Annotated in this window: 20 protein-coding genes; 4 read left to right on the forward strand and 16 right to left on the reverse strand. The window is 63.1% G+C overall.

Annotated elements, in window-relative coordinates:
* Positions 1-56: 56 nt before the first annotated feature.
* The 10 genes from MB84_RS12430 to MB84_RS12475 form a co-directional block, all read right to left on the reverse strand.
* Positions 57-500 carry a GPW/gp25 family protein gene (locus tag MB84_RS12430; protein ID WP_046292001.1) on the reverse strand — a complete coding sequence of 148 codons (444 nt, stop codon included), beginning with the start codon at positions 498-500 and terminating at the stop codon, positions 57-59.
* 15 nt (positions 501-515) lie between these two features.
* Complete coding sequence (locus MB84_RS12435) at positions 516-812, reverse strand: PAAR domain-containing protein (RefSeq protein ID WP_240493581.1); 297 nt, start codon at positions 810-812, stop codon at positions 516-518.
* Between the two features lie 49 nt (positions 813-861).
* A complete protein-coding gene (gene vgrG / locus MB84_RS12440; protein ID WP_046292003.1) occupies positions 862-2,652 on the reverse strand; it encodes a type VI secretion system tip protein VgrG in 1,791 nt (596 codons plus the stop codon).
* A 4-nt stretch (positions 2,653-2,656) separates the two neighbouring features.
* Complete coding sequence (locus MB84_RS12445; RefSeq protein ID WP_046292004.1) at positions 2,657-3,340, reverse strand: CIS tube protein; 684 nt, start codon at positions 3,338-3,340, stop codon at positions 2,657-2,659.
* 3 nt (positions 3,341-3,343) lie between these two features.
* Positions 3,344-3,538 (reverse strand): DUF5908 family protein, encoded by a 195-nt coding sequence (locus tag MB84_RS12450; protein WP_046292005.1) that lies wholly within the window; start codon positions 3,536-3,538, stop codon positions 3,344-3,346.
* Between the two features lie 31 nt (positions 3,539-3,569).
* The gene (locus MB84_RS12455) at positions 3,570-4,034 is read right to left on the reverse strand and encodes a phage tail protein (RefSeq protein ID WP_052653264.1); all 465 of its coding nucleotides are present in this window, start codon (positions 4,032-4,034) and stop codon (positions 3,570-3,572) included.
* 152 nt (positions 4,035-4,186) lie between these two features.
* Complete coding sequence (locus MB84_RS12460) at positions 4,187-4,645, reverse strand: phage tail protein (protein WP_046292006.1); 459 nt, start codon at positions 4,643-4,645, stop codon at positions 4,187-4,189.
* 133 nt (positions 4,646-4,778) lie between these two features.
* Positions 4,779-6,533: a phage tail sheath family protein gene (locus tag MB84_RS30960; protein WP_046292007.1), complete on the reverse strand. Its 1,755-nt coding sequence runs from the start codon at positions 6,531-6,533 to the stop codon at positions 4,779-4,781.
* Positions 6,534-6,555: 22 nt separating this feature from the next.
* Positions 6,556-7,488: a hypothetical protein gene (locus tag MB84_RS12470; protein ID WP_046292008.1), complete on the reverse strand. Its 933-nt coding sequence runs from the start codon at positions 7,486-7,488 to the stop codon at positions 6,556-6,558.
* 14 nt (positions 7,489-7,502) lie between these two features.
* A complete protein-coding gene (locus MB84_RS12475) occupies positions 7,503-8,078 on the reverse strand; it encodes a Pvc16 family protein (RefSeq protein ID WP_046292009.1) in 576 nt (191 codons plus the stop codon).
* 338 nt (positions 8,079-8,416) lie between these two features.
* On the opposite strand from MB84_RS12475, the gene MB84_RS12480 reads away from it, so the two are divergent.
* Positions 8,417-9,637 (forward strand): ISL3 family transposase, encoded by a 1,221-nt coding sequence (locus tag MB84_RS12480; protein WP_046289972.1) that lies wholly within the window; start codon positions 8,417-8,419, stop codon positions 9,635-9,637.
* 86 nt (positions 9,638-9,723) lie between these two features.
* Here MB84_RS12480 and MB84_RS12485 read toward each other — a convergent pair whose 3' ends face one another.
* The 3 genes from MB84_RS12485 to MB84_RS12495 form a co-directional block, all read right to left on the reverse strand.
* Positions 9,724-11,460 carry an ABC transporter ATP-binding protein gene (locus MB84_RS12485; RefSeq protein WP_084009753.1) on the reverse strand — a complete coding sequence of 579 codons (1,737 nt, stop codon included), beginning with the start codon at positions 11,458-11,460 and terminating at the stop codon, positions 9,724-9,726.
* Between the two features lie 164 nt (positions 11,461-11,624).
* A complete protein-coding gene (locus tag MB84_RS12490) occupies positions 11,625-14,891 on the reverse strand; it encodes a deaminase domain-containing protein (protein ID WP_157122707.1) in 3,267 nt (1,088 codons plus the stop codon).
* Between the two features lie 360 nt (positions 14,892-15,251).
* Positions 15,252-17,936, reverse strand: a complete 2,685-nt coding sequence (locus MB84_RS12495) for a penicillin acylase family protein (RefSeq protein WP_084009754.1) — start codon at positions 17,934-17,936, stop codon at positions 15,252-15,254.
* Between the two features lie 218 nt (positions 17,937-18,154).
* Between MB84_RS12495 and MB84_RS12500 the strand changes: the two genes are divergently transcribed.
* Entirely contained in the window at positions 18,155-19,177 is a 1,023-nt protein-coding gene (locus MB84_RS12500) for a MerR family transcriptional regulator (RefSeq protein WP_046292011.1), read from the forward strand.
* A gap of 24 nt (positions 19,178-19,201) precedes the next feature.
* Here MB84_RS12500 and epsC read toward each other — a convergent pair whose 3' ends face one another.
* On the reverse strand, positions 19,202-20,143 hold the full coding sequence (gene epsC / locus MB84_RS12505; protein ID WP_046292012.1) for a serine O-acetyltransferase EpsC: 942 nt from the start codon (positions 20,141-20,143) through the stop codon (positions 19,202-19,204).
* A gap of 150 nt (positions 20,144-20,293) precedes the next feature.
* On the opposite strand from epsC, the gene MB84_RS12510 reads away from it, so the two are divergent.
* Positions 20,294-21,514, forward strand: a complete 1,221-nt coding sequence (locus MB84_RS12510) for an ISL3 family transposase (protein WP_046289972.1) — start codon at positions 20,294-20,296, stop codon at positions 21,512-21,514.
* A 148-nt stretch (positions 21,515-21,662) separates the two neighbouring features.
* Here the strand turns inward: MB84_RS12510 and pdxR are convergent, their stop codons facing one another.
* Entirely contained in the window at positions 21,663-23,108 is a 1,446-nt protein-coding gene (gene pdxR / locus MB84_RS12515; protein WP_046292013.1) for a MocR-like pyridoxine biosynthesis transcription factor PdxR, read from the reverse strand.
* Positions 23,109-23,255: 147 nt separating this feature from the next.
* Here pdxR and MB84_RS12520 point away from each other — a divergent pair, with 147 nt between their 5' ends.
* Positions 23,256-23,687 (forward strand): carboxymuconolactone decarboxylase family protein, encoded by a 432-nt coding sequence (locus MB84_RS12520; protein ID WP_046292014.1) that lies wholly within the window; start codon positions 23,256-23,258, stop codon positions 23,685-23,687.
* 39 nt (positions 23,688-23,726) lie between these two features.
* Here MB84_RS12520 and MB84_RS12525 read toward each other — a convergent pair whose 3' ends face one another.
* A complete protein-coding gene (locus MB84_RS12525) occupies positions 23,727-24,695 on the reverse strand; it encodes a LysR substrate-binding domain-containing protein (RefSeq protein WP_046292015.1) in 969 nt (322 codons plus the stop codon).
* Positions 24,696-24,849 lie beyond the last annotated feature (154 nt).

The following is a 24,849-nucleotide window of genomic DNA, read 5'->3' on the forward strand; positions in this document are numbered from 1 at the left end:
TCGTGTTGTCGTTGCGCGGATCGTGACGTTTCTTGTTATCGGGACATCGGGCCGATTTATCGCTGCGGCTCGATCTGCGCCGTCGGCACATTGGTGCCTTCGAGGAAATAGAACGGGTAGACCATGTTGCTGCGGGTATTCGTGGCACGCACCGTGTAATCGATCAGCACATCGACGCGCCCTTCCATCGCGTTCGACGCGTCGATCTCGATGCGCTCCACCGTGACGCGTGGCTCGAAAAACAGAATCGCCCGGTCGATGGCGTCGCGCATCTCGGTCATCACGCTTTCGCTGATTTCTTCGAAGACGTACGCCTTGATGCCGCAGCCGAACGTCGGCTGCATGATGCGCTCGCCCGGCACCGTGGACAGGATGATGCCGAGGCTTTCGCGAATATCGGCCTCGGCTTCGACCATCTGCGTGCGGCCGCTGCCCGCGCTGTCGCCGAAGCGCGGCGGAAACGCCCAGCCGGTGCCGAGAAACGATTTATCTGTGCTCAAACGTGCCTCCCGCGCTCAGCCGCCGATCATCACGGTGGGACATCCCATCACGATTGCGCCACCGTGCGCGCACGTGTCGCCCACGCGCGCGGCCGGTTTTCCCCCAATCATCACAGTCGTCGAGCCCATGACGATGCTGTCCGGCGGACCGACGCAAATGCAGTTGTCCGTGACCACGGCGGCAGGCAGCTTGCCGACCAGCACCGTGGGCACGCACGGACCGATGATCGGACCGCCGACGTGCGGGATCGGCGCAGGCACGGCGGGTGTCTGCATCGGGCAGGTGTGCATGTCGGTCAGTCTGGCGGCCATGGGCATGTCGTTATCTCCTGTGTCGTTTTCCTGCCGCGTGAGGCGCGGATCAATTGATCATCACGAGCGCGCCCTTGACGGTCGTCTGACCGCTGGCAGAAAGCTCGGCCGTGGCCGATCCTTTGGCCGTGAAGCCGACGTTCGCAGTGCTGGTAATGTTGAGCGCCTGACTCTTGATGTCTGCCTGCGCGGTCTGCTCGATATTTCCCACCGCGCTGATGCTGACCTTGCCCTTCGCGTTGATGACGATGTCCTTGGGACTGTCGAGGGTGATGCCGTCCGGTGTCATCTGGATTTTGTTGTCGTTCTGATCGGTCAGGCAGATCGACTTGGCGTCGTCGCTCATCTCGATCGTGTTCTTCTGCGGCGTGACGAGCGTAATGACCTTCTTGTCGTCGTCGAAGATGACCTTGAGCAGGCCCTTCGTCCAGAACGCTTTGGTGAAGTTCTCGGCGCTCAGCTCATAAGGCATTTTGTGCTGACTGCTGTAGACGCTACCCAGCACCACGGGATAAGACGGGTCGCCGTTGAGGTATCCCAGAATGACCTCGTCGCCGATCTCCGGGATGAAAAACGCTCCGACACCCGACGAACCGTAGAAGCTCGCGAGCCGCGCCCAGACACCGACTGTCTCCGCCTGCAATACCTGCACCGCAACCTGAATCCGGTACTGGCTTTCGGGGTCGGCGTCGAGCTTCGTGACGACGCCAATCTGCAAGCCGCCGACACCCGGCACAAGACCCGACGCCATGACGTCCCCCGCCCCCCGGCGCTCGGAGAACCGCTCCGGCGACATGCCGAAGTCAACTTCGGAGATCCAGTTGCCGTCGACAATACGATGCTGCACGGCGCTCACGAACACGCTGCCGCTGAAGCGTTTGCCTACGCCGTCAACCTCGATCATCGTGCCGGGCTTGGCCAACGCGCTGCCCTGAAACGACATGTGTCCGCGAATGCGGGCGAGTGCGGCGCGCATTTGCGTCGCGTCGCTCCAGGACTTGAGATCGTCGGACGGCACCGGCACCGTCGATTGCAGACGGAACGTGGCGGGCCCTGCGACGCTCGCCAGCGTCGATGCGCTTAAGTTGCCCTGCTCGTAGAGCGACGCAGCCCCCGCCGTTTGCTGCACCATCGCCTGCGTGGACGGGTCCCACGCCGCGGCCACGACGCTCTGCAATTGCGTGCGCGCATCGATGTCGGCCGAGAATGACATGAGATCTATGCCGTAAGTCACTTTCAACACGGCGGCTGCGCTGGTTTGCGGCGCTTTCACCGAGATCTTGCCGTCGTCGTCGGCGATGACCAGCGCGCCGTTTGCCTCGGCCCTGAGCAGCATAAAGTCCCAGTCCGTGCTGTAGAACTGCACGATTTCCTTGTGCTGGGTGGTAGTCGCAGCGACGTCGGACGTCGCCCCCGCCTTGCCGATCAACTGGCTGATGATGTCGCTGTCCTTCATGTCGATGTAGTTGGCGTTGTAACTGCCAATCGTCATCTTCACGGCCTTGTGGCGGCATTCCAGCACGAGCCGGGCTTCGTTGCCGCCCGTGATACGGATGCTGTGACGGATCAGCACGCCGTCGAAAATCTGGGTGGCATTCGATCCGTAGCCGGCGCTGATCACGATGGCCGCGCCGGGCGCAAACGTGTCCATGTCGCTCACCGGAAAGTCGTTGTCGGGCATATCGCCGTCGAGGATCTCGATGCGGGCCTGACATATGCGCCCGACGGCGCGCTCGATATCGACCGAAATTACGCGGATCGTATCGGCAAGGGGCGCGCCGTTGCTGGTGATCGTCAGCTTGAGCACGCCGCTGGTGTTCAGTGCGGGAGAGTCGGCCATAGCGTCAGACCAGCGGCGGGAAGCGCAGCATCATGCCCGGCTCCAGCTTGCGAAATCCGGTCAGATTGTTGATACGCGCAACTTCCCGGTAATACGAGGGATCGTTATAGATGCGGTTGCACAGCAGCGGCAGCGTGTCGCCCGCCGTGACTTCCACGAGGTGACTCAGGTCCGGTGAGCTGAGATTCGCACGCAGCGAACTCTCGGTTGCGCTCACCCAGCCCACGACGCCCAGCGACACGCGGGCGCGCAGCGGCTCGCCGGTGGGCTTGAACATCGTGTAGTCGAGCCCGATGGACTCGACACGTCCAAAGAAAATGAACGTGCCCCACAACAGACGCACGTAATTCGGCTCGTGTTTCTTGCCGTCGTACTTGTAGATCACCGCCAGCATGGCGTCGATCATGTCTTTTACGCTGCGCGAGCCGGTGCCCTCCACCACGCCGGTACTGTCGAGCACCAGGTTGTCGATGCTGATGGTCTCCGGACGCACGGCGCTAAAGCGCGGCGTCGCGCTCGGCTGTCCGAGCGTCTGCTTCTTGTTGTACTCGATGCTCAGCTTGCGCTTGTAGCCGACCGGATTGATCAGCGCCTCGAACGGCGTGCGACTGTTTTCCACGGCGATCTGGCCGCCCGACACGGTGCACGGCGCAATGCTGAACTTGCGACGGGTGAGACTGGATGCCACGGTTTAGCGCTCCTTCGCCCGTTCGAGCAGGTCGAGCACCAGCGAACGGCATTCGGCGAGCAAATCGGCTCGCGCCTGTTCGTCGAAGCTACGCGACACGCCCGGCTCGTCGGTCGGCGCCGTCAGTGCGCCGATGGTGTCGGAGGCACGCTGCACGACCGTCGATTTGATGCTCAGATGACCGATTTCGATTGGCATCGGCGAATCCCCTTGTACGCTTGACTTGTCTTTACGCCATGCGGTTCGAGTAGGTGTAGCTCAGTACGATCTTCTCGATGGCCACTTCGTTTTTCGTCGAACCGAAACTCTCGATTTCCCACTTCACCGGAAAAGCGTTCGCGAACGTCCAGATGCGAATCGGCAGGTGCAATTCGTCGAGCAACTGCACCATCAGCGACTGCGGCCGGATCGGCACGATGAACTCGCCCTCGAACACCGACCGGCACCACATCACCAAGGGCGACGTCATTGAAGCGATCCCCCGCTTGAGCTCCAGATGCGGATGCTTGACGCCCTTCGGCAACGTATGCACGAAGCGGTTCTCGCCGCCCTCGGGCACCGCTTCCGTATCAAGTTCAGTCGCGATACCCGACACATCGCGAAACGAAGCATCCATCGCGCCAGCGGTGGACGCGAACATCACGCGAAAATGAAAGGCTGACGGTGGGTAGAGATCGAACGGCGATGACGGCATAGCGCACACGCTTGGTAATCGGAACGGCAGGGACAATCGGAAAAATGGGGAAAAATGCGCACGAGCGGCGTCGAACGCATCCCCCGGACATGCACGACGACGGTCGGCGCTGGCGGCCCGCCAGGCGAGCGCACCAGTGCGGCACGCGCGCGTCAGCTATTGGCGATGGTCAGCCCTTCGTGCACGATCTCGATGGTCTCAATGGCGACTTCGTTACCTTCGGACTTCAGATCGGTGCCCGTGATCTTGGTCGGCCACGCGTTGGCGAGCGTCCAGACCATCGTCGGCTTGCCGGCTTCGTCGAGCAGGCTGATCGTCACCGGCACCCGCTTGATCGTGTTCATCTTGATCTGGTTGAACCAGTCCCAGAACTTGTTATCGGACTTGAACACGCCCTTCTTCATGGTTACGTTGCCGTACTTCTTCATGCCCGGCATTTTGATCACGGCGAACTCGGGGCTATCGCCATGACGGTATTTGATTTCTTCGGACTGCACGTCCAGGCCGCTCACTTCCTGAAACGACATGACCTGCGAGTCCCACTTCACCTGAAAGTAGAACTTGGGAAGGGGCCAAACCGTGGTGGATTGTTTCGAACCATCGTCTGCCATCACACACCTCGTCTATTGATTGCATGCGGAAAATGCCGGACCGTGCCCACGTTTCGCGCATCTATCGACACCTGTCGATCGCCTCTGTGCGCAGCGGCTATCGTCCGGCCAAGCGGATCGCGCCCGAGCGCGCTCAGGACTTCTGCATCTGCTGCTGGAACGTCAGCTCGATGAATTCGGCCGGACGGCTCACCGCCACCAGCACCGTCACCTTGAGCATGCCTTCAAGGATGTCCTCGCCGGTCATCGTCTCGCCCAGGCCCACGAAGACCTGGAAGGCATCGTCCGGGCTCGCGCCCGCCAGCCCGCCGCGCTTCCACACGCTGGTGAGGAAGTTGCGCACCATGCTCTTGATCGTCACCCAGGTATTGGCCGTGTTCGGCTCGAACACATAGGCCTTGCACGCGAGGCGCAGCGACTCTTCGATCATGATCATCGTGCGGCGCACACTCAGATAGCGCCAGTCGAGACTGTTGCCGTCGAGCGTACGTGCGCCCCAGACCATCACGCCTTCGCCGATGAAGCTGCGAATGGCGTTGACGGACTTGCCGGTCGTCGGCACGTTCAGGTCTTCCTGATCGGCATTCGAGATGTTCACGCACGGCGACACGACGCCGTTCAGGCTGATATTGGCCGGGGCTTTCCACACACCGCGCGTGTTGTCGACGAGCGTGTAAAGACCGGCCATGCCTGCAGCGGGCGGCATCAGGTTGATCTTCTTCTGAAGCGCCTGAAGCACCTGCACATAGACCGCACTGATGACGCTCAGCGTCTTGTGCAGATCGGCGATGGCGGCCTTCGTCATGGCCGGGGGCTTGGCGGCGGCCGTGGCGTCCGCCTTCGCAGGGGCGGCTGCGTCACCCTCGGCAGCGGGTGCTGCGGCGGCGTCCGCTGCACCCGCCGGTGCGGCCCCCGTCTTCGCTGCGTCTGTGCCCGTGAGCTTCGCCAGGACGGACTTGACCTGTGCGGCCTTGGCTTGCGCGGCCGGTGATACGGGCGCCGGCGGGTTGAGCACCGAATCGAGTTCGGTCGTAATCAGCGCCTGGAGTTGGTCGAGGTTGGAGAGCTTCGTGAAGTCGAGATCCTTCTCCGTCACGATCGACGTGTTGACCCACGGGTAATAGCCCGCACCGAAGTCGAGGAAGGAGGAACCGACGTCGTCGCGGAAGTCGGTGATGCAGTCGCCGCCCGGCGCCTGACGGTCCCACGCACCGCCGAACACATCGAGAATCGCAAAGCGATTACGCATTGTGTAACCGCAGTGCATGAGCATTTCCTTCTGCACCGAGGCACAGTCCTGACGCGACAGGCGCACCGCGTCGGGTACGAGGACCATCGTCGGTTCCTGTTCCTTCACGAGCGACTGAATGCCCTTGATCAGGTCGTCGGAGCTGACGCTGCCGCTATCGTACGTGCCGACCGACACGATGTAGCACGGGCCGCCGCCGTTCTGGAAGAAAAGCAACATGCTGTAGTACAGCAGGTACTCGATGCCTTGCGGCGTGAACTTGAACGGCTTGCGCGCGCCCTGCACACCGATGAAGAGGTCGGTGACGACAGGACGTGCGGGGGGCGCGGCGGCAGCATCGCCAGCAGCAGGTGCAGCGGCGGCATCACCCGCTGCGGCATCGGCCGCAGGCTTGGCCGGTGCCTTCGCTGCGGCCACCGCGTCGAGCGAGTAAGTCGTCGGCGGCGGGCCGCCGAAGTACATGAGGAATTCGGCCATCGAGCTGATACGCCACGGCGTGCCGGCCAGCGGCGTGCCCTTGTTATCGGCGAACTGCGTGTAGCCGATGAAGGCAGGTACGGCTGTGGCGACTTCGACCACGGAATTGGGAAACGCGTTTTGCTCGACTACGTATACGCCTGGTGTTTTGTATTGCGCCATGTGTTCACCTCGGTCATCGATGTCAATTGATGTAGATCTCGGATACCAGTACTGCCCGGCTTTGCGCCGCTAGTTCAGCGTCCTGCGGTTTGTGCACCTTCGGCGTCTTCTGCGTCAGGCTGCCGATGTCGGCATTGGGCAGTCTCCGGATCAACACGCGTTCACCCGACCGGCCCCGTTCCCGCAACTGAAATCGCTGCGGGTATTGCTGCTGCATTGCAATCGCTTGCTCACTCACGAAGATCACGGCGTGACGCCCGCCCGCGCGCGCCTCGCGGCCTGCCGTGACGAAACTCACCTTCTCGTCCAGATCGACGATGTTCAGCGCGTCCGCCCCTTCGTCTGCCTCAGTACACACGTAGTAGTAACGCCAGCAACTCTCTCGGGCGGCGAAATTCGCCACGTAATCGACGCCTCCCGGCTCGCCGCCCGCCACCTGATCGGCGAGGTCGATCTTGACGACGAGCACCGGCGGATTCACGCGATCGGTGCGTGCGAGATACGGCGTGAGCGATGGTGCGTCGACGGGCACGCCGTCGCTTGCGTCGACATAAGGCTGTGCATGCAACCGACGTGTCGACGTCTGCCCATCGACGGGCACGCTCCCTTCGCTGGTGACGAAGCACACCGAAGCGCCTTGCTGCGCGACCGGGGGTGTCGGCGACGTGTAAAGGGAAAATGCGACGTCCTGCGCGTACCACTTGAAGGTTGCCACTGCGTCGCCGCGTCGGAGGTCGTCGAGCAGAACGTCGCGACGCTCGGTAGCGCAGAAGACCGCCAATCCCTGACGATGCGGGCGCACTAGCAGGTCGCGACGGCGAACCCACTCGGCGGTATCCTGCGTGGCTTCATGGCGCAGCCATAGGTGCGGCACCGTCCAATAGGTGTGAGTGACGTCGATGGTAAACAGGCGTGTATAACCCGGCACCACCGGCGTGGAAGCAGAGGTAGGCATCCCCTCAGGTCCGCTCAGTGACTGATCGCCGGAACCGGCGCACGCACGGTCGGCACGGTGCCGGTAATGTCGCCGGTATCCGGCGCCATCAGGCGAACCTTGTACAACACGGACGGCAAATACTTGCCGCCGAGCATCGTCCAGAGGTTGCTGAGTTCGCGGATATCCAGATTCTCGATCTCGAGCATCAGCCGGTCGATGCGCGGATCGAGCGACGGCGACGAGCGATGATCGAATACGGGATTGCGCTGAAAGAATGCGATGGCCGCCGAGATCAGCTTGAGCGAATCCTGGTAATGGCCGCCCGTGAAATTGGCCGCCACCATCACATAGAGATTGAGATACAACGGTGCCACGCCGAGCGACAGGCTCGATGCGCCCGCGTCGCCCGGAATGCCCTTGCGCACCGGACCGGCGTCGCGCTCGATGTGCGTGAGCATCACGACCAGACGATTGCTGGTGTTGGCGACAGCCTGGCCGTTCACGTCGACAAGTCCGGACATCGTCACGATGTCGCCGTCGAGCGTATACGTCTGTTTTAAGTGTTCGTTGAGCCGCCCCGCAAGGTGCCCCACAGCAGCGTTAATCATGGTCCCCGATACCCTTTCGCAATGCGGTTGCAAAATCTGATTCGGTACAGCACTTTCGACTACTGGAACTGGCGTGTCGCAAAATTTCTTACATCGTGTCGTATGGCGAAACACGACGATCTGGATTCCTGAGCGTTCTTGCGCCGCCCGGGATGTTGGCTTTTGATTTTTGCTGCGGAACTGTAGCACAAGCGCGTGGAGAATAGCGCGCTCGAGAAAATTCGTAATGAATTGCACCGCCTTCCAATGAAAAAAGGTTCATCGCGCAATAGCGTGGAGGGATTTGACAAGTTTTCGTACTCTTGATGGCAGGAATTTGCCATCAGGAGTGCGTGGAGATGCTGGATCGCAAGCTGCTGGAGTCGCTGGGAGGCTGGCAGGGCTATGCCGTCGAACGCGTGGAGTGGCCCGAGGGCACAGGGCGCACGCTGTCGATCTATTTGAAGCCAACCGCCAAGGTGATGCTGTGCGAGCAGTGCGGCGCACGATGTCGCCAGGTCCATGAGACCACGGTGCGCCGGGTGCGAGATCTGCCGTTATTTGAGTACCGGGTTGTTCTTCATGTTCCACGCCGGCGCTTGTTGTGTGAGCAATGCGGTGGCCCGCGCCTGGAGCGGCTTACTTGGCTGGGTCGCTACCAGCGGGTGACGGATCGGCTTGCGGCGGCCTGCAGCCAATTGCTGCAATCGAGCAACGTGCAGGCGGTGGCGAGGTTCTTCGAGCTGGGTTGGCATACCGTCAAGACGCTGGACAAGGCCCGGCTCCGAGCGTCAGTGCGCGAACCGGATTGGTCCAGGATCGAGTATTTAGCGATGGACGAGTTCGCCCTGCATAAAGGGCATCGGTACGCGACGGTAGTCGTCGATCCGATCAGCAGGCAGGTGCTGTGGATCGGCCCAGGACGCTCACGCGAGACGGCTCGGGCGTTCTTCGAGCAATTGCCGCGTGGGGTCGCCCAACGCATCAAGGCCGTAGCCATCGACATGACTACGGCCTACGAGTTAGAAATCCAGGCCCACTGCCCACGGGCGGAGATCGTCTATGACTTGTTCCATGTCGTGGCCAAGTACGGACGAGAGGTCATTGATCGGGTGCGCGTGGATCAGGCCAACCAACTGCGCCAGGACCGTCCCGCGCGCCGGGTCATCAAATCGAGCCGCTGGCTGTTATTGCGCAACCGCGACAAGCTAGACCGGCAGCAGGCCGTCCGGCTCGACGAATTGCTGCAAGCCAACCAGCCGCTGCTGACGGTCTATGTCCTGAGGGACGAACTCAAGCGGCTCTGGTTCTACCGAAGACCTGCCTGGGCAAAACAAGCCTGGCACCACTGGTGCGAGCAGGCCGAGCAAAGCGGAATAGCCCCCTTGAACACCTTCGCTCAGCGTCTGAAAGGCTATCTGCATGGCATCCTGGCCAGATGCCGACATCGTCTAAACACCAGCATCGTTGAGGGCATTAACAACACTATCAAGGTCATTAAGCGGCGCGCCTACGGCTACCGAGACCAGGAATACTTCTTCCTCAAAATCCGCGCCGCCTTCCCCGGTAATGCTCAATGAACCTGAAAAAAGCCCGTCGGCGATCAGACCGGCGGGCTGCGCATTCGCCATCCCCCCACGTGGCACGTGGGGTTACCGCCGCGCGATCACGTGCGTCGGGCGAGCACTTCGTCTCGCGGACCGGCATCGACGACTCGGCCGCTTTCCATGACCACGATAGTGTCGAAACGGCTCAGCAGACTCGGCCGATGCACGGACGCCACGATGCACGCCGTCGGAAACGCGTCATACATGCGGTCGAACACGCGCGCTTCGGCCAATGGGTCGAGTGCGCTCGTCGGCTCGTCCAGCAGCAACAGCGAGCTGCCCTGCGCCGCCAACGCACCGCGCGAGAGCGCAAGCCGTTGGCGCTGACCGCCGGAGAGATTGCTACCGCGCTCGTTGAGCGTGCTCGACAGACCATCCGGGAGATGTTGCAGCACATCGTCGAACACACCCGCATGCACGGCGGTGTGGAGCGCTTGCGCATCGGCGGGTTCGCCGAACGTCAGGTTCTCTTCGACGCTGGCCTCGAACACTTCGGCTTCCTGGGGAATCAGCGTCGCCAATGTGCGCAGGTCCGACCAATCGATGACGTTGCCATCGCGTAGCAGTTCGCCATGTTGTGGAAGATACAGACCAGCCAGCGTTCGCAGCAATGTGCTTTTGCCACCGCCGCTGGGACCGATGAGCGCCACGCGCGACCCGCGCCGAAGCGTAAGGTCGACGCCACGCAGCCCGCCGCGCGCATTGTCGGCATAGCGCCACGAGACGTTGCGCAATGTCAGTGTTTGCCACGGTGCGTCGGCAATGACCGCCGCAACGACGGCATCCGGATCGCTCGGGGCGTCCCAGATCGGCTCGGCGCTGCCGTAGTCCGTGTGCATGCGCGCGAAGCTCTGGAAGTTCGACGCCATCGCGCCGACCACCGTCGCCGCCTGTTGCGCATACTGGTAGATCATGAACACCGTACCGAGCATCACCGCCTGTCCCGGCTCGCGTGACTGCAGCACGTAGACCACGACGAGTATCCACGTGAGGCCCATGCCGAGGATGTCGACGGCGAACCACTTCCCCTCGTTGACCGTCACCGTGCGTCGCAGCGGCATCACGGCGTCCATCCGATGACCGAGCAGTTTGCGCGATGCCGCCTGCAAGCGAAGACCGATCACCGTGCCCGCGTTACCGACGAAATCGAGCAGCGCCGCTGCATAGCGACGCTCCGCATCGTTCTCCGCACGCGCAAGCTGCATCAGCACACGGTCGAATCGAAGGATGATGATGGCGATGAGAACGTAACCGGTCACCGCAATCGCACCGCTGGTGCGCGACAGCAGCGCCAGTGCGACCAGCGGACCGACGAAATTGAAGACGCTTTGCAGATAACCGAACTGGTTCTGCGCGAAGTCCGACAATGCGCGACTTGACTGCACGATGCGATGCTGCAACTCGCCCGAATGTCGACCGTCTCGCCACGCCAGCGGCGCGGCGGCAGTGCGTGCATACAGCTGATCGGCCAGACGCACGCGCACCCGAACGCCGACGTTGCGCTCCAGAATTCGCCCCGGGCCATGCAGCAACCACGACAGAAGATAGATGCCGACGAGGTAGACGATCCAGCGTCCCGCGACCGTCATATCGCCCTGCTGAAGCGCATTGATGGCCTGCGCGGCAAGCCACGGCATGGTCAGCCGGAGCAACTGCGCCGCAGAGAGCAACCCTGCTGCGCCCAGCAAATGCATGCGCACACCCTGCGCATGTCGCCACAGCGCGCGATAAAGATCACGGGCGGCACTACCGAGCCCGATGGCGGGTTTGCGCGGGGAAGCCTGTGGCGCCGTCATGCGTTCTTCGCTCCTTAATGCCGAGATATCGCTGTGCGATGCAAGCGTGATGCAGGTGTCATGCAGCCGGGCCGCAACACGTGCTGGCGACCCGGGAAAGCATCACACGCCGCGATCGACAGCGTGACCGGTCAATATAGGGGAAAAACCCGCAGACGTCGCGCTTACAGGGTCGAATGCACGTGTGCGTCGTTGGCGCGAACAACTGTTCGGTCCGGCGGAAGTGCGGTCGCCGAAGCCTGCGTGACCGCTGGCGCTTCCTCGGACGGTGTCCGGGTGAGAGGCCCGGACGCAACGTAATAGAAGCGCAACGCCGCATCGGGGTAGTGATACGGCACCATCGCCAGATTTACCGCACAAGAGTCGCAGAACGGCAGGCGCGAGCACATGACGATGGAGCGAACGACGCCCTCGCCCGCCGGATGGTCCGCATAGATCTGCGCCAGAATCAGGCGCTCGGTGTCGAGCGTGCGCGACTTCGCCATGCCGGACGCCGCGTGAAATGTCGGCAGGTTGGCGTCGGCGACGACAAACCGTAATTCGGGCGGCTCGGTCGGGTACGCCTGCGCTCGCGAGCGCGGACCGTCGCCTTGCTGCGTGATGACGTTGTTTTCCCGTTCCAGATAGGCCCGACCGGCGTCGACGAATCGCACCGTCGGAGCGTTCGTCGGCAGCACACGCCGCTGGAGTCCGGAAAGGCAGTAGTAGATCGTACGCGTGCCATCTGCCAGCGTGACTTCCGCGAGGGCGATGTTGGCATTCAGAGACACGAGGCGCATATGGTTGTCGACCTCACGCGCGGCCCGGGCCTCGCCCGAGACCAACGATTGAAGGTCCGGCATGCCGGGGAAGACCTCCTCGAACAGGGCGAGGACATCGCGCGTCGTTTGCACGTCGGCGGTGAACGGCAGTTGCGACCATACGGCCAGCGGCGCCGGGCGCGAGACGAAGTCACGTACCACGGCGCCAATGAAAGCGTCCGCCTGACCGGGATAGCGCTGCCAATGCGACCAGAGACGATTGAACGCCGGCAGCAATGCAGGATCGACGTCGGGAGATGAGCGCACGGGGGAACCGTCCACTTCGTCGCCGCCTGCGCCTCTCGCCGAAGCCACGTGCCACTCGATGGCGTGCGTAAGCTGCCCCACCGCCTGGCGGGCGTCGGCGACCGACAGCGGAATGTCCTCCAGACCCTGCCACACCTCGGACGGCGATGGTGCCCGCTCCCACATGCGCAGATACAGTTGCAACAGTGTGCGCGTCTCCCCGTAGGAGATCGTTGGCAGAACGCTCGCGTTCTCCGCCGCCGCGCGATGATGCTGTGCGATCCAGTACTCGCGGATATCGCGGTTCCCGGCGTGGCGATACTGCAAACGCACGCGCTGCGGCATGCCGCCTGCACCTTCCCCCTCCGCGTCGGACAACGTGAAGCGGTAATAGACCTCACGCGACAACTGCACCACGCCGTGCAACACCTCGTGACGGTCGCGATACGTGCCGAATGGCGCCGCGACATGCATGTTTCCGAGCGTGAGACGTACGCGGCGTCCGCCCACCGGTCCGGAAGTCGTCGCCTGCTCGAAGTAGCCGAGTTCGCCATCCAATTCTCTTGCATAGACGTCACCCGCCACCAATGGAGAGTTCGACGTCACCCGGGGGATGCCCTGCGCGTCGAATTCGCCCAGACGTCCGAAAGCGAAGAACTGCCGACGTCCGTCCTCTGCTTCGAACGGTTGCGAATACACCGCGACACGTAGACGCGCCAGCGGCGATGCCTCAAGCACCTGGTGCTGCGCCACCGTCGCCCCCTGCTCTGTGACGGACACGTCGCCGTCCCGCTCCGTGTGGCACTCCAGACACATGCCGTCGACATCGATGCCGACGCCGCGCGAAATGCGGCACAACGCGAGCGGTCCGAGTTCATTGCGCATTTGGTCTAGCGGACGCAGGTCGGAAGCGTGCTTGCGCGTGCGCGCAACGGTTGTGCCATACAGCGTGCCGTCGATGTTGAAGACCTTCACGCCGTTCTGCGTGAGGTCAGGCCGATACTCGACATAGACGTTCGCGGGCAAGATCCATTGCACGCCACGTCCGAGCGGGCCGCTGAACGATTCGTGCGGGAACGTCGCCAGCGCGTGGGGCTGCGGCCGCGCGACGACGTCGGAAACCTGTACGGGACTCGCAGGCCAGAGATGCCGCAGCAAAGCCACGGCATCGTCGTCGAGCGTGCCCGCACCGATCACCGCAGCAAGGCACTCCAGGCCGGACGCGCTCAACCGCGTCGCCAGTGCCCGCGCGCCGCCCGCGTCGTTCATCGCACTTCGCCGGGGACGTGACCCGAGCCTTTCATTCGACGGCTCGCCACGAATCACCGTCTCCAGCAGGATTTCGGCGACCTCGTCCATATCGGGCGATTCAAGCACGGACGTGTCGGGCGACGGCCATCCCGGCGACACCGTTGCGCCGGCACGCATCGATATGAACCGTAACGTGTCGGTGTCGTCGATCTTCTCGGCAATCGACGCCCAGCGATCCCCCCAGAACAACGGGCCCAGTGTTCGCTTGATACAGTCCGCGTCGGACGGACTACGCACCCGGCAGGTCGAGAGCGGCACGACGAGTGCAGGCGCCTGCGCGGCGAGCGTGAGCGCGAAGGGTCGCCAGCGGCCCTGTTCGTCGCGCAGGTTGAGCGTGATGCCGGACGACGCGAAGAAGATGCTGGGCGGCGGCCAGCCCTTCGCACCCTTGTGGCCGACACGTAGCGTCATGTATCGGGGACGCAGCACCTCGGCGTTCGCGAAGGCTTCGCGCGTGTCGGCGTCGGCGTTGGCCACGGCATCACGGATCATGGCGACGACGACCCGCTGCAAGTCCTCGCGATAGACGGACAGTCCCAAGCGCAGCGCAGCGTCGCCGTCGGCTGCAGTTGGCGAAATGCCAATCGCCGACAGGCTCCGCGACGGCAGGCATTGCGGGGCAACACCGCCGTTATGCTCGCGTGCAGGGCGCAACTTCAGCAGCGTGCGAATGCCTGCGATGGCCTGTGAGTGCGCCAGTGTCACAGGGCGTTCTGTGCTGACGATGGGCGACGCCGTCCGGCTTCTGCCCATCGCCCGCAAACCGCTGAATGGCCCTCTCGGCGCACCCGCTGCGGCCAGATTGGCGACGCTTGCGACACTCGCGACCGCCAGCAGCGTCACGGCGAAAGCGGCGGCGGCCGTCTGATTGCGCGTTTTGGCATGCGTCGTACGCGACGACTCGACGTTGCCACGTTGTGCGCGTGCGCTGTTGTGCGCATGTCGGCGAGGCAATGCGCACCCGGCACGCCAATCGTGCACAAGGGCATGGCAGCGCCTGCGCGGTGGCGCATCGCGTACGTGGGTGGTGGGACGATGGGCATGATGTGGCGTCGATGGGTGCATGCGAGTCATGGAACGTCTCTCCTGAGCGTCGGGCCGCCAGCGGCCGCCGTGCGAAGGCACGACAGATCGCCGCGCGCGGCACGGGAACCAACGCTATCGCGCCGACACGCCCTACGATTGCTAAAACGAACCGGCGACTGTGCCGGAATAGACGATTGCCCCAACCTCGTTGCGAGATTGGGAACGCCCCGACGAATCGCGGCGACCAGAAGCAGGTGCATCTCCCCGCCAGGACCGATGCCGCTACCTATGTCGCGCTCGCCTTCGTCGCCTCCGTGCTGATTTTTGGTGGAAAACCCCGCCGCTGGCCGGCGTCGCGTTGTGCGTGATCGCCGGCGCGACGGGGCTTGTCTGATCCGCTAGTGCGGCTTATTGCCCCTCCGGCACGCGCTCGACACGCAGATGCTCCACCGACTTCGTCGCCCGGTTCACGTCCGCCGTGTCATGCCACAGAGGCTTACGGCCGAACGACGTGTACATCTCCACCTGATCCGCGTAGTGCGGCGAGGGCGTGCCGTCTGGCGCGATGAAACCGCTCTGCCCCGGCGCGACGATGTCGAACGCCTCGACCTTTGCGGCGCGGCCCTTCGGTCCGAACACGATCAGGTCGTTCTCCGTGCCCCGGTTCATGTAGACGGGTGCACGCACCGCTTCCGTCGCGTTGGCTTGGGGCACGCCGAAGAAGTTGCTCGCGCGGAACGTCAGCGGCACCGTGGGCGCGCGCCAGGCCGCCATGTCGGGACCAAGCTTCGTCCTGAGAGACGCGATGGTGTCGTCCAGCGCCGCCAGAATGACGTCGTCCTGACGCTTGCCGTCGAAGATGTCGAACGTTTGCGGCACGCCCGCCTTGTCGCCGCGCAGCGCTTCGTACAACACCTTGCTGCCGTTGCCGATGTTCAGCGAACCCGTCGGGCCGTCCTGCGGGGCGGCGTAACCGCTCGCCAGGAACCACTTGTCGTACGGGGCGGGCACCACCTGACCGAGCGTACGTTTGAGCATGGCGCTCAGCCAGGCGTCCATGACAGCCGGACCTGCCGTGTCGTAATGGCCCGTGTGCTTCTCATCGCGACTCAGGCCATTCCATGCGCTCAGTTGCATCGCGAGTTGACGGCGAGCGTCGCTGGCCGCGAGGTTCGCCGTCGCGCGTTCGATGAACGGCAGGAAGTGACTGCGATTGACGTCCACCGCACTCGTATCCTTGAGGATCTGCCACATCTCGTCGACACCGAGTTTGTCGTGTGCTTCGATGCGTTTATCGATCTCGACCACGCGGTCTGCACCGCCCCACAGGAACGCGAACAGATCGCTCGCCGGGTAACCCTTCTGCGGCGAATTGTTCCAGTTGGCGATCCACCCCTGCTTCGGGTTGTAGACCTTCGGATTGGTGGAGAACGGCAGTAGCCCCTTCCAGTCCCACTCGCCCGTGCCGGGCACCGGCAGACGCGGATCGTGACCGGGCTGACGCGCCGGATAAGCACCCGTATGGACGTAGCCGATATTGCCGGACACGTCGGCGTAGTACCAATTGATGGTCAACGCGTGACGCGCGGCCTGCGCCGTCCACGACTTCCAGTCCTGCGCCTGCGCCTGATGCGTCCACGCGAGCAGCGACTGCACCTCGAGGCCATCCCACGCGCGCGCTTTGGCGTAGGCGATCGGCTGCCTGGCGTCGCGTTGCATCACGATGCCGTGCACAGTGCGATACACCGCCTGCACGACCGGCTGAGCGCCCTTTACCTTGATGATCTCGACGCGCTTTTCCATGTCGCGCCACTGACCGTTGTGGAAGTAGCGGTTCGGATTGGCCGGGTCGAGCTTTTCGGCATAGATGTCGATGTCGTCGCCGAAGCCCGCCGTCGAGCCCCAGGACACCTTGCCGTTATGACCGAACAGAATGCACGGGTAGCCGAACGGTGTATTGCCGACGAGATCGAAGCCCGCGCCATGCAGACCGATGCCGTAGGTGTAGGCCGGTGCGAACCAGCCGAATTGCGGGCCGTTGAGCATGATTGCGCGAGCGTCGCGCGCTTTGTTCTTGCCGAGGATCCACATGTTGCTCGTCGTGGGGAAACCGGCCAGACCCGGCTGGCCCGACGCGGCAAATTGCGCGAGCATCGTCGCGGCATTGGCCTCGGTGTCCTGATGCAGGAGCACACCGTCGCTGCCGCGTGCCAGACGCGCGAACATCGGTGCCGGTCCGTCATAGCGTGCGAGCGGTTGCATGGGCGCGCCGGTGGCCGGGCCGACCTTCACTGCGTAGGTGCCTTCCGACGTGGGTACCGTCGACGGCGCGTCCGGATTGACGACCCACTTCAGCTCGTTGAACAGCGCCATGCCCTTCTGCGCGCCGTACTTGTCCTTGAGTGCGGTGAGCAACGCAAGGTTGTCGATCTCGCTGGTCGCATCGGAGAAACGATTCGCCATCGTGCCGACGAAGACCATCGCAACGTCGAACGCGTCCCAGTTCGTCGGTTGGAAACCAAAGTCGTTGAATTGCCTGGGCATGCGCTTGTCCGGCTGCGCGCGGATCCGCGCGATCCACGCGTTCATCCCAGCGGCGTAGCCGTCGAGAATATCCCGCTCGCGTTGCGGCAGATCGGCCAGTTGGCGACGGATCGACGCGGGCCAGTAGTTGCCGCGAATCGACTTGTCGAAGTCCACGAACTTCTCGCCCAGCACTTCCGCCACGGTGCCCTGCGTGCTGCGTCGCGCCATCTCCATCTGGAACAGACGATCCTGCGCAATGGCATAGCCGTAACCGTAAAACAATGCGTACGTCGTCGACGCGTAGATGTGCGGCACGCCGAATTCGTCGCGCTTGATGGTGACGTCTGTGCGTCCCGGCACTTTGTCGACGGCGGTGGCCGCCGGCGTTACCGGCACTCCCGGCGCGGCAGTCGCAACGCCCGGCGCGACCAGCGTCAGACTCAGCAGCGCCGCCGAGACGCTTGCAGACACCAGCGAAATCCGACGACGACCGGCACGCGCAGCTTGATGTCGAATGCCAGTCGATGTTGCATTCACCGAAACAGGCGAGCGAAAAATCAAAGTCATCAATGTCTCCGTAGTTTTTATGAGGAAGCGCATTGAAGCCTAACATGATAAAAACCGACCGGTCGGTTAATTATTCAGAAGATAACTCGACACTGATCTGGGGTTTGCGTAGCGTATGGAGCGGTCGTGGATCGTCACGACAAATCGCAAGGGCTTGACCCGCCCCCTGGGGACGGCTCGACGATGGCGTCACCCCGATCAATATCAAGAGGTGAACGATGAAGGATTCTGCGGTGAGCCTGAATGCGTCCGAGGCGGCCCGGCGGCTTGGCGTCTCGAACAAGGCGCTTCGACTTTACGAGCAGCACGGTCTGTTGTCGCCGAAACGAACCTCGGCCGGTTATCGCGCGTACGACAGTGCCGAGATGACGCGCGCGTCCGAGGTCGTCGCGCTACGGGCATTGGGCTTGAGCCTCGCGCAGGTGGCGAGCGTATTGAAGGGCAACGCGCAAACGTTGTCGAGCGCCCTTGAGGTGCACGAACGCGCGCTCGACGTCGAGATCCGAGAGCGACTGCGTCGACTGGAGACGGTGCGAAGCCTTCGCGCCGGGCTCGAGCGCGGCAGAATGCCCCCTCAGGGCGAATTGCCAAGCCTCATCGAGCAAGCGGCGCCGAGCGTAGCCTTCGAGCTCCCCTGGCCTTGGGGCGGTGAGTGGTTCGAAATGCGCGACATTCGTCCGCTGAATTACATTATCGGCTCGCTGGGTAGCGGGAAAACACGATTGGCGATGCGTCTGGCGCAAGCCTTGCCGAACGGAAGGTTTCTTGGACTGGACCGATTGGACGCGCTGCACGCGGCGGCTTGTCCCTCGGCTTCGAACGACGTCGCGCTGCAACGACGTGTCGATCAGGCGCTGACATGGCTAACGGACGACGGGGCCGAAACCTCCGATGCACTGACGATTCTGCTGACGGCGTTGGAAGCCGATCGTGCAGGTGCGCTGGTCGTCGACATGATCGAGCAGAATCTGGCGCAGCCGACGCAAGAGGCGCTGATTCGCTATCTGCGCTTGCGTGCGCGCACGCATGCACACCCGCTTTTCATGATGACGCGCTCGTCGTCGATTCTCGATCTGAGCGCCGTCGGCGGCGACGAAGCCATCGTCCTTTGCCCGGCAAATCACAGTCCGCCGGTGCGCGTCGCGCCGTATGCGGGCGCGCCGGGCTTTGAAGCGGTGGCGACGTGCCTCGCGTCGCCCGAGGTGCGCTCGCGCATCGCCGCGCCGCCGGCCGTCGCCTGACGGGGCGCCTCCCCGTCCCTCGGATCAGGAGCGATCGTTATCGCAGCCGGAGACCGGCGGCGAGCCAGCTTCGGTGCGGGAGCGTGCCTGCGTGATATTGCTGAACGGCGGCACGTCTTGCGTGAGCCACACGTTGCCGCCAATGACGGAGCCCTCGCCGATGGTGACGCGGCCCAGAATCGTCGCACCTGCATAGATGACGACGTTGTCTTCGACGATCGGGTGACGTGCAAGGCCTTTGCGCGGATTGCCGTCCTCGTCGGCCGGGAAGCGTTTGGCCCCGAGGGTGACGGCCTGATACACGCGCACACGCTGGCCCAGAATGGCCGTCTCGCCAATGACCACACCGGTCCCGTGATCGATGAAAAAGCCCGCGCCGATACGCGCGCCCGGGTGGATATCGATGCCGGTTTCGGAGTGCGCCTGCTCGGCGATGATGCGCGCGAGCAACGGCAGTTCGAGTCGGTACAGCTCGTGGGCGATGCGGTGATGAATCATCGCGTGGATGCCCGGATAGCAGATCAGCACTTCGTCGACGCTGCCCGCCGCCGGATCGCCCTGATAGGCGGCGAGCACATCCTGATCGAGCAGGTCGCGAATCTCCGGCAGCTTGCCTGCGAATTGCTGAATGGCGGAATGCGCGCGCTCTTCGATGAGCGTTGCCGTAATGGCGTTGTCGTGACGCGCCTTGTAGCGCCATTCGAGGCGCGCTTGCTCGGCCAGACCGTTCAGTGCGCTCGTCAGCGTATGGCCGACGTAATAGTTTTCGCCTTGCTGGTGCAGGTCCAGCGGGCCGAGACGCATGGGGAACAGCGCCCCCTTGAGTTGCACGACGATCTCCGCAAGACGTTCGCGCGACGGCAGATCGCGGCCACCGGGTTCGAGCAGGCGTCGCTGCCCGTCGCGCCAGCGCAGGCGGGCCGAATGCAATGAAGAAACGATATCGTCGATGTCGAACGCTGCCACGAGGGGGACTCCTGAGAAGCTTGGGATGCGGGGCGAACCTGAGCCGCCACCGGCACGGTGTTTTTTTGGTTCATCGCGCAATAGCGTGGAGGGATTTGACAAGTTTTCGTACTCTTGATGGCAGGAATTTGCCATCAGGAGTGCGTGGAGATGCTGGATCGCAAGCTGCTGGAGTCGCTGGGAGGCTGGCAGGGCTATGCCGTCGAACGCGTGGAGTGGCCCGAGGGCACAGGGCGCACGCTGTCGATCTATTTGAAGCCAACCGCCAAGGTGATGCTGTGCGAGCAGTGCGGCGCACGATGTCGCCAGGTCCATGAGACCACGGTGCGCCGGGTGCGAGATCTGCCGTTATTTGAGTACCGGGTTGTTCTTCATGTTCCACGCCGGCGCTTGTTGTGTGAGCAATGCGGTGGCCCGCGCCTGGAGCGGCTTACTTGGCTGGGTCGCTACCAGCGGGTGACGGATCGGCTTGCGGCGGCCTGCAGCCAATTGCTGCAATCGAGCAACGTGCAGGCGGTGGCGAGGTTCTTCGAGCTGGGTTGGCATACCGTCAAGACGCTGGACAAGGCCCGGCTCCGAGCGTCAGTGCGCGAACCGGATTGGTCCAGGATCGAGTATTTAGCGATGGACGAGTTCGCCCTGCATAAAGGGCATCGGTACGCGACGGTAGTCGTCGATCCGATCAGCAGGCAGGTGCTGTGGATCGGCCCAGGACGCTCACGCGAGACGGCTCGGGCGTTCTTCGAGCAATTGCCGCGTGGGGTCGCCCAACGCATCAAGGCCGTAGCCATCGACATGACTACGGCCTACGAGTTAGAAATCCAGGCCCACTGCCCACGGGCGGAGATCGTCTATGACTTGTTCCATGTCGTGGCCAAGTACGGACGAGAGGTCATTGATCGGGTGCGCGTGGATCAGGCCAACCAACTGCGCCAGGACCGTCCCGCGCGCCGGGTCATCAAATCGAGCCGCTGGCTGTTATTGCGCAACCGCGACAAGCTAGACCGGCAGCAGGCCGTCCGGCTCGACGAATTGCTGCAAGCCAACCAGCCGCTGCTGACGGTCTATGTCCTGAGGGACGAACTCAAGCGGCTCTGGTTCTACCGAAGACCTGCCTGGGCAAAACAAGCCTGGCACCACTGGTGCGAGCAGGCCGAGCAAAGCGGAATAGCCCCCTTGAACACCTTCGCTCAGCGTCTGAAAGGCTATCTGCATGGCATCCTGGCCAGATGCCGACATCGTCTAAACACCAGCATCGTTGAGGGCATTAACAACACTATCAAGGTCATTAAGCGGCGCGCCTACGGCTACCGAGACCAGGAATACTTCTTCCTCAAAATCCGCGCCGCCTTCCCCGGTAATGCTCAATGAACCGTTTTTTTGGGACGCACGTGCGCCAGTCAACGAAGCATAGCGGGTTTCGAAAGCACCTGTCCCGACGTGGTCTTGTCGGGCGCTGCGGCCCAAAATCCCGATGGTCGCTGACGACCGGCTCGATCCGGTCTCATTAGATCTCTGCTCATGTCGCAATCGACGCACGCAAACGCAAGCTCAGGGCCAACGCAGTCGCCCTATCCGGGATATTGGTGAAGCCGAGGAGCAAGGCCGATTGCGGCGGCGCGCTGCCGTACCAGTGACGCAGTCCATGCACCGCCAGCCCTTGCGCGTGCGCGGCAAGCGAGATGGTTTCATCGTCCTGTCCGGCGAATGCATGACGCAGATACGCCAGCGTCTGAATGCCGCCTGCCTGTGGCTGAACATACAGGTCTTCGCCAAAGACGTCGGCCAGCGCCTCGACGAGATGGCTGCGCCGTTCGGCGTACAACGCGCGCATTTTGCGCAGGTGCCGCGCGAAATGCCCCTGCTCCATGAAGTCCGCGACCGTGGCTTGCACGTGGACCGAGCCCGGTCCGCCCAGTTGATTGGCGGCTTGGGCAAAGCGCTCGATATGGACCTCGGGCACCACCAGGTAGGCAAGACGAAGTCCGGGGAACAGCACTTTGCTGAACGTGCCGGTGTACAGCACTCGCCCGTCGTGATCGAGGCTCTTGAGCGCGGGTAACGGACGCCCGTGATAGCGAAACTCGCTGTCGTAATCGTCTTCCACGATCCACGACTGCTGTTGATTTGCCCATTCGAGCAGTGCGAGCCGCCGGGGCAAGGACATCGTCGCCCCGGTGGGACTTTGATGCGTCGGGGTCACGACGGCGAAGCGGGCCTTCGGTGCGCGCCGAACGCCCTCGTCGACATCCAGCCCCTCCTCGTCCACCGGTATCGATGCGAGGCGCATACCGACGCTCGTCAGGAAATCCCGCGCGTAGGGGTAGCCGGGGTCTTCGAACCAACCCTGCGCGCCGGGTTCGATCAGCGTCCGGCAGACGAGATCGAGGGCAGCACGATAGCCCGCCGTCACGAAGACCTGCTGCGCGGAGCAGGCGATGCCGCGAGAGATACCGAGATAGGTGGCGATGGCATGACGCAGCGGCGCGTACCCGGCGGCTTCCGGATAGGCCATCGACGCGAGATCCATGGCCCGCAGACTTCGCCCGGCCAGACGCACCCACGTCTTTCGGGGGAATGCATCGAGTGCGGGAAGGCCCAGTTGAAACGGACGCGGCGTACCGACGGCGGCGAGTGCGTCCCTTGGCGGGAGCACCGACACCGCTGGGGGGGCGACTGGCGCGGCGGTCTCGCTACGGTGTTCCAAAAGTGGGGACACGAACGTCCCGGCTGCACCGCGCGGTGAGAAATAGCCTTCGCTGGTCAGCATCTGATAGGCCAGCTCGACGGTGCCGCGTGCGAGATTGAGTTCGCTGGCGAGGCTACGCACGGACGGCACGCGGTCGCCCGGCCGGAGTTTGCCTGAGGCGATGGCGTCGCGATAGCGGCGGTACAGTTGGAGGTAGAGCGGTGCGTCGTCGCCCGGGCCGGGCTTCAGATGAGCGCTCAAAAGCGGAAAATCCATTCGGGATGTCCTATTGATTCCGGCAATTCTTGCATCTGCCTGCTAGGCCATGATTCTCGTAAATTGGTGACGTTGCGACAAGCCCCCTGCCGTTCGCATCAAGCATTAGTTAATGCCCCTTGCGCAGTTCATTTCTGGAGAATTTCGATGAGTACGCTTCGCCTGTCTTATTTCACGCTGTCGAACGACGCCTATCAAGGTTTCGTCGCCACGAAAAAGGCGTTGGAGAAAAGCAGCCTCGGCAAACCGCTGATTGAGCTGGTTTATCTGCGCGTGTCGCAGATCAATGGATGCGCCTTCTGTCTGGAGATGCACAGCAAGGCGCTGCGTGCCGGTGGCATGGCGGATGCCAAGATCGACAGCGTTGGCGGCTGGCGGGTGAGTTCGCAGTTCGGCGACCGCGAGCGTGCCGCTCTCGCCTGGGCCGACTCGGTCGGTGCCGTCGATCGTACCAACGCCCCGGACGAAGACTTCAACCCGCTGCGCGAGCACTTCACCGACGCCGAAATCGCCGACCTGACGTTCGCCATCGCATTGATGAGCGCTTTCAACCGTCTGGCGATCGGGATGCGTCAGTAAGCCTTTCGGACGGAATGCCGTGATCGTCGCGTCACACGATCACGGTGCCTTGTCGACCGTGCGCAACGTAATCCCCGTCCAATGTCCATCCGCCTGCAATTCGCGGATTAGGTCGGCGATACATTGACGTACGGCGACCGTCGCCGAGCCTACCGGGAGTGAGTTGGACCAGCACACGCTGGCCGGGCGTTGCAGGTGGGGTGCGACGATGCGGCGCGACGGTGGGCGCAAGGCCGGGTCGCGCGACGCCAATGCAGACACCGGCAGGATCGAGCACGCGTCGCCCGAGCGGGCAATGTCGATGAGCGTCGGCAGCGAGTCGATATCCGCGACGATGTTCAACTCTGCGTTCGCCTGAGCAAAACTCCGCTCGATCAGCAACCGCAATCCGTTCGACGCGCTCGGTGCGACGATCGGTACGCTATCGAGCTTCGCCAGTGCGCAAGTCCCGTCCCCATTGTCCTGCGCATCCTCATAGATCGATGGACACACCCGGTGCCCGCCCAGCACATACAGTTCCTCGTCAAACAACGGCATCACCGAGATGCCTCGCGTTTCCGAGTCGCGAAAGAGCATCGCAAGGTCCAGTCGCCCGTTGGCAAGCAACTCGCCGATGTACCCGCTCATGCTCTCGAATATCTGCAAACGAATACCCGGATACTGCACCCTCACCCGCGCAAATAACGGCACGGCGAGAATCGACGCTATCGTCGTCGGGAACCCCACCGCCACCGGCCCCGCCTCGCTGCCGCCGCCCTCGCGCACTTCCTGACGTATCTGCTCCATCTGACGTAACACCACACGCGCATGGCGATACAACGCCTTGCCCGCTTCGGTCGGCGTCACGCCCTGCGCACTGCGCACCAGCAGTTGGGTTTGCAGTTCGTCCTCCAGCCCACGCAGTTGCGCGCTCAGCGACGGCTGCGCGATATGCAACCGCTCCGCCGCCTTCGACAAACTGCCGCTATCGACGATCGCCACGAAATTCCTGAGTTGTCTCACGTCCATAACGGCATCGGCCTCCGACGCAAGTCGGTTGGCAGCAGCGAAAAGCCATAGCGTACCGCTATATGCCCCATCGCGAAACTCAGGTTTCCGTTGCGAATCAACCCTTCGCCGCTTCATTCCCGTGCAACGAGACGGTTTGGCCATAGCCCTAACC

Origin of the sequence: Pandoraea oxalativorans (assembly GCF_000972785.3) — a bacterium.
Classification (GTDB): Bacteria; Pseudomonadota; Gammaproteobacteria; order Burkholderiales; family Burkholderiaceae; genus Pandoraea; species Pandoraea oxalativorans.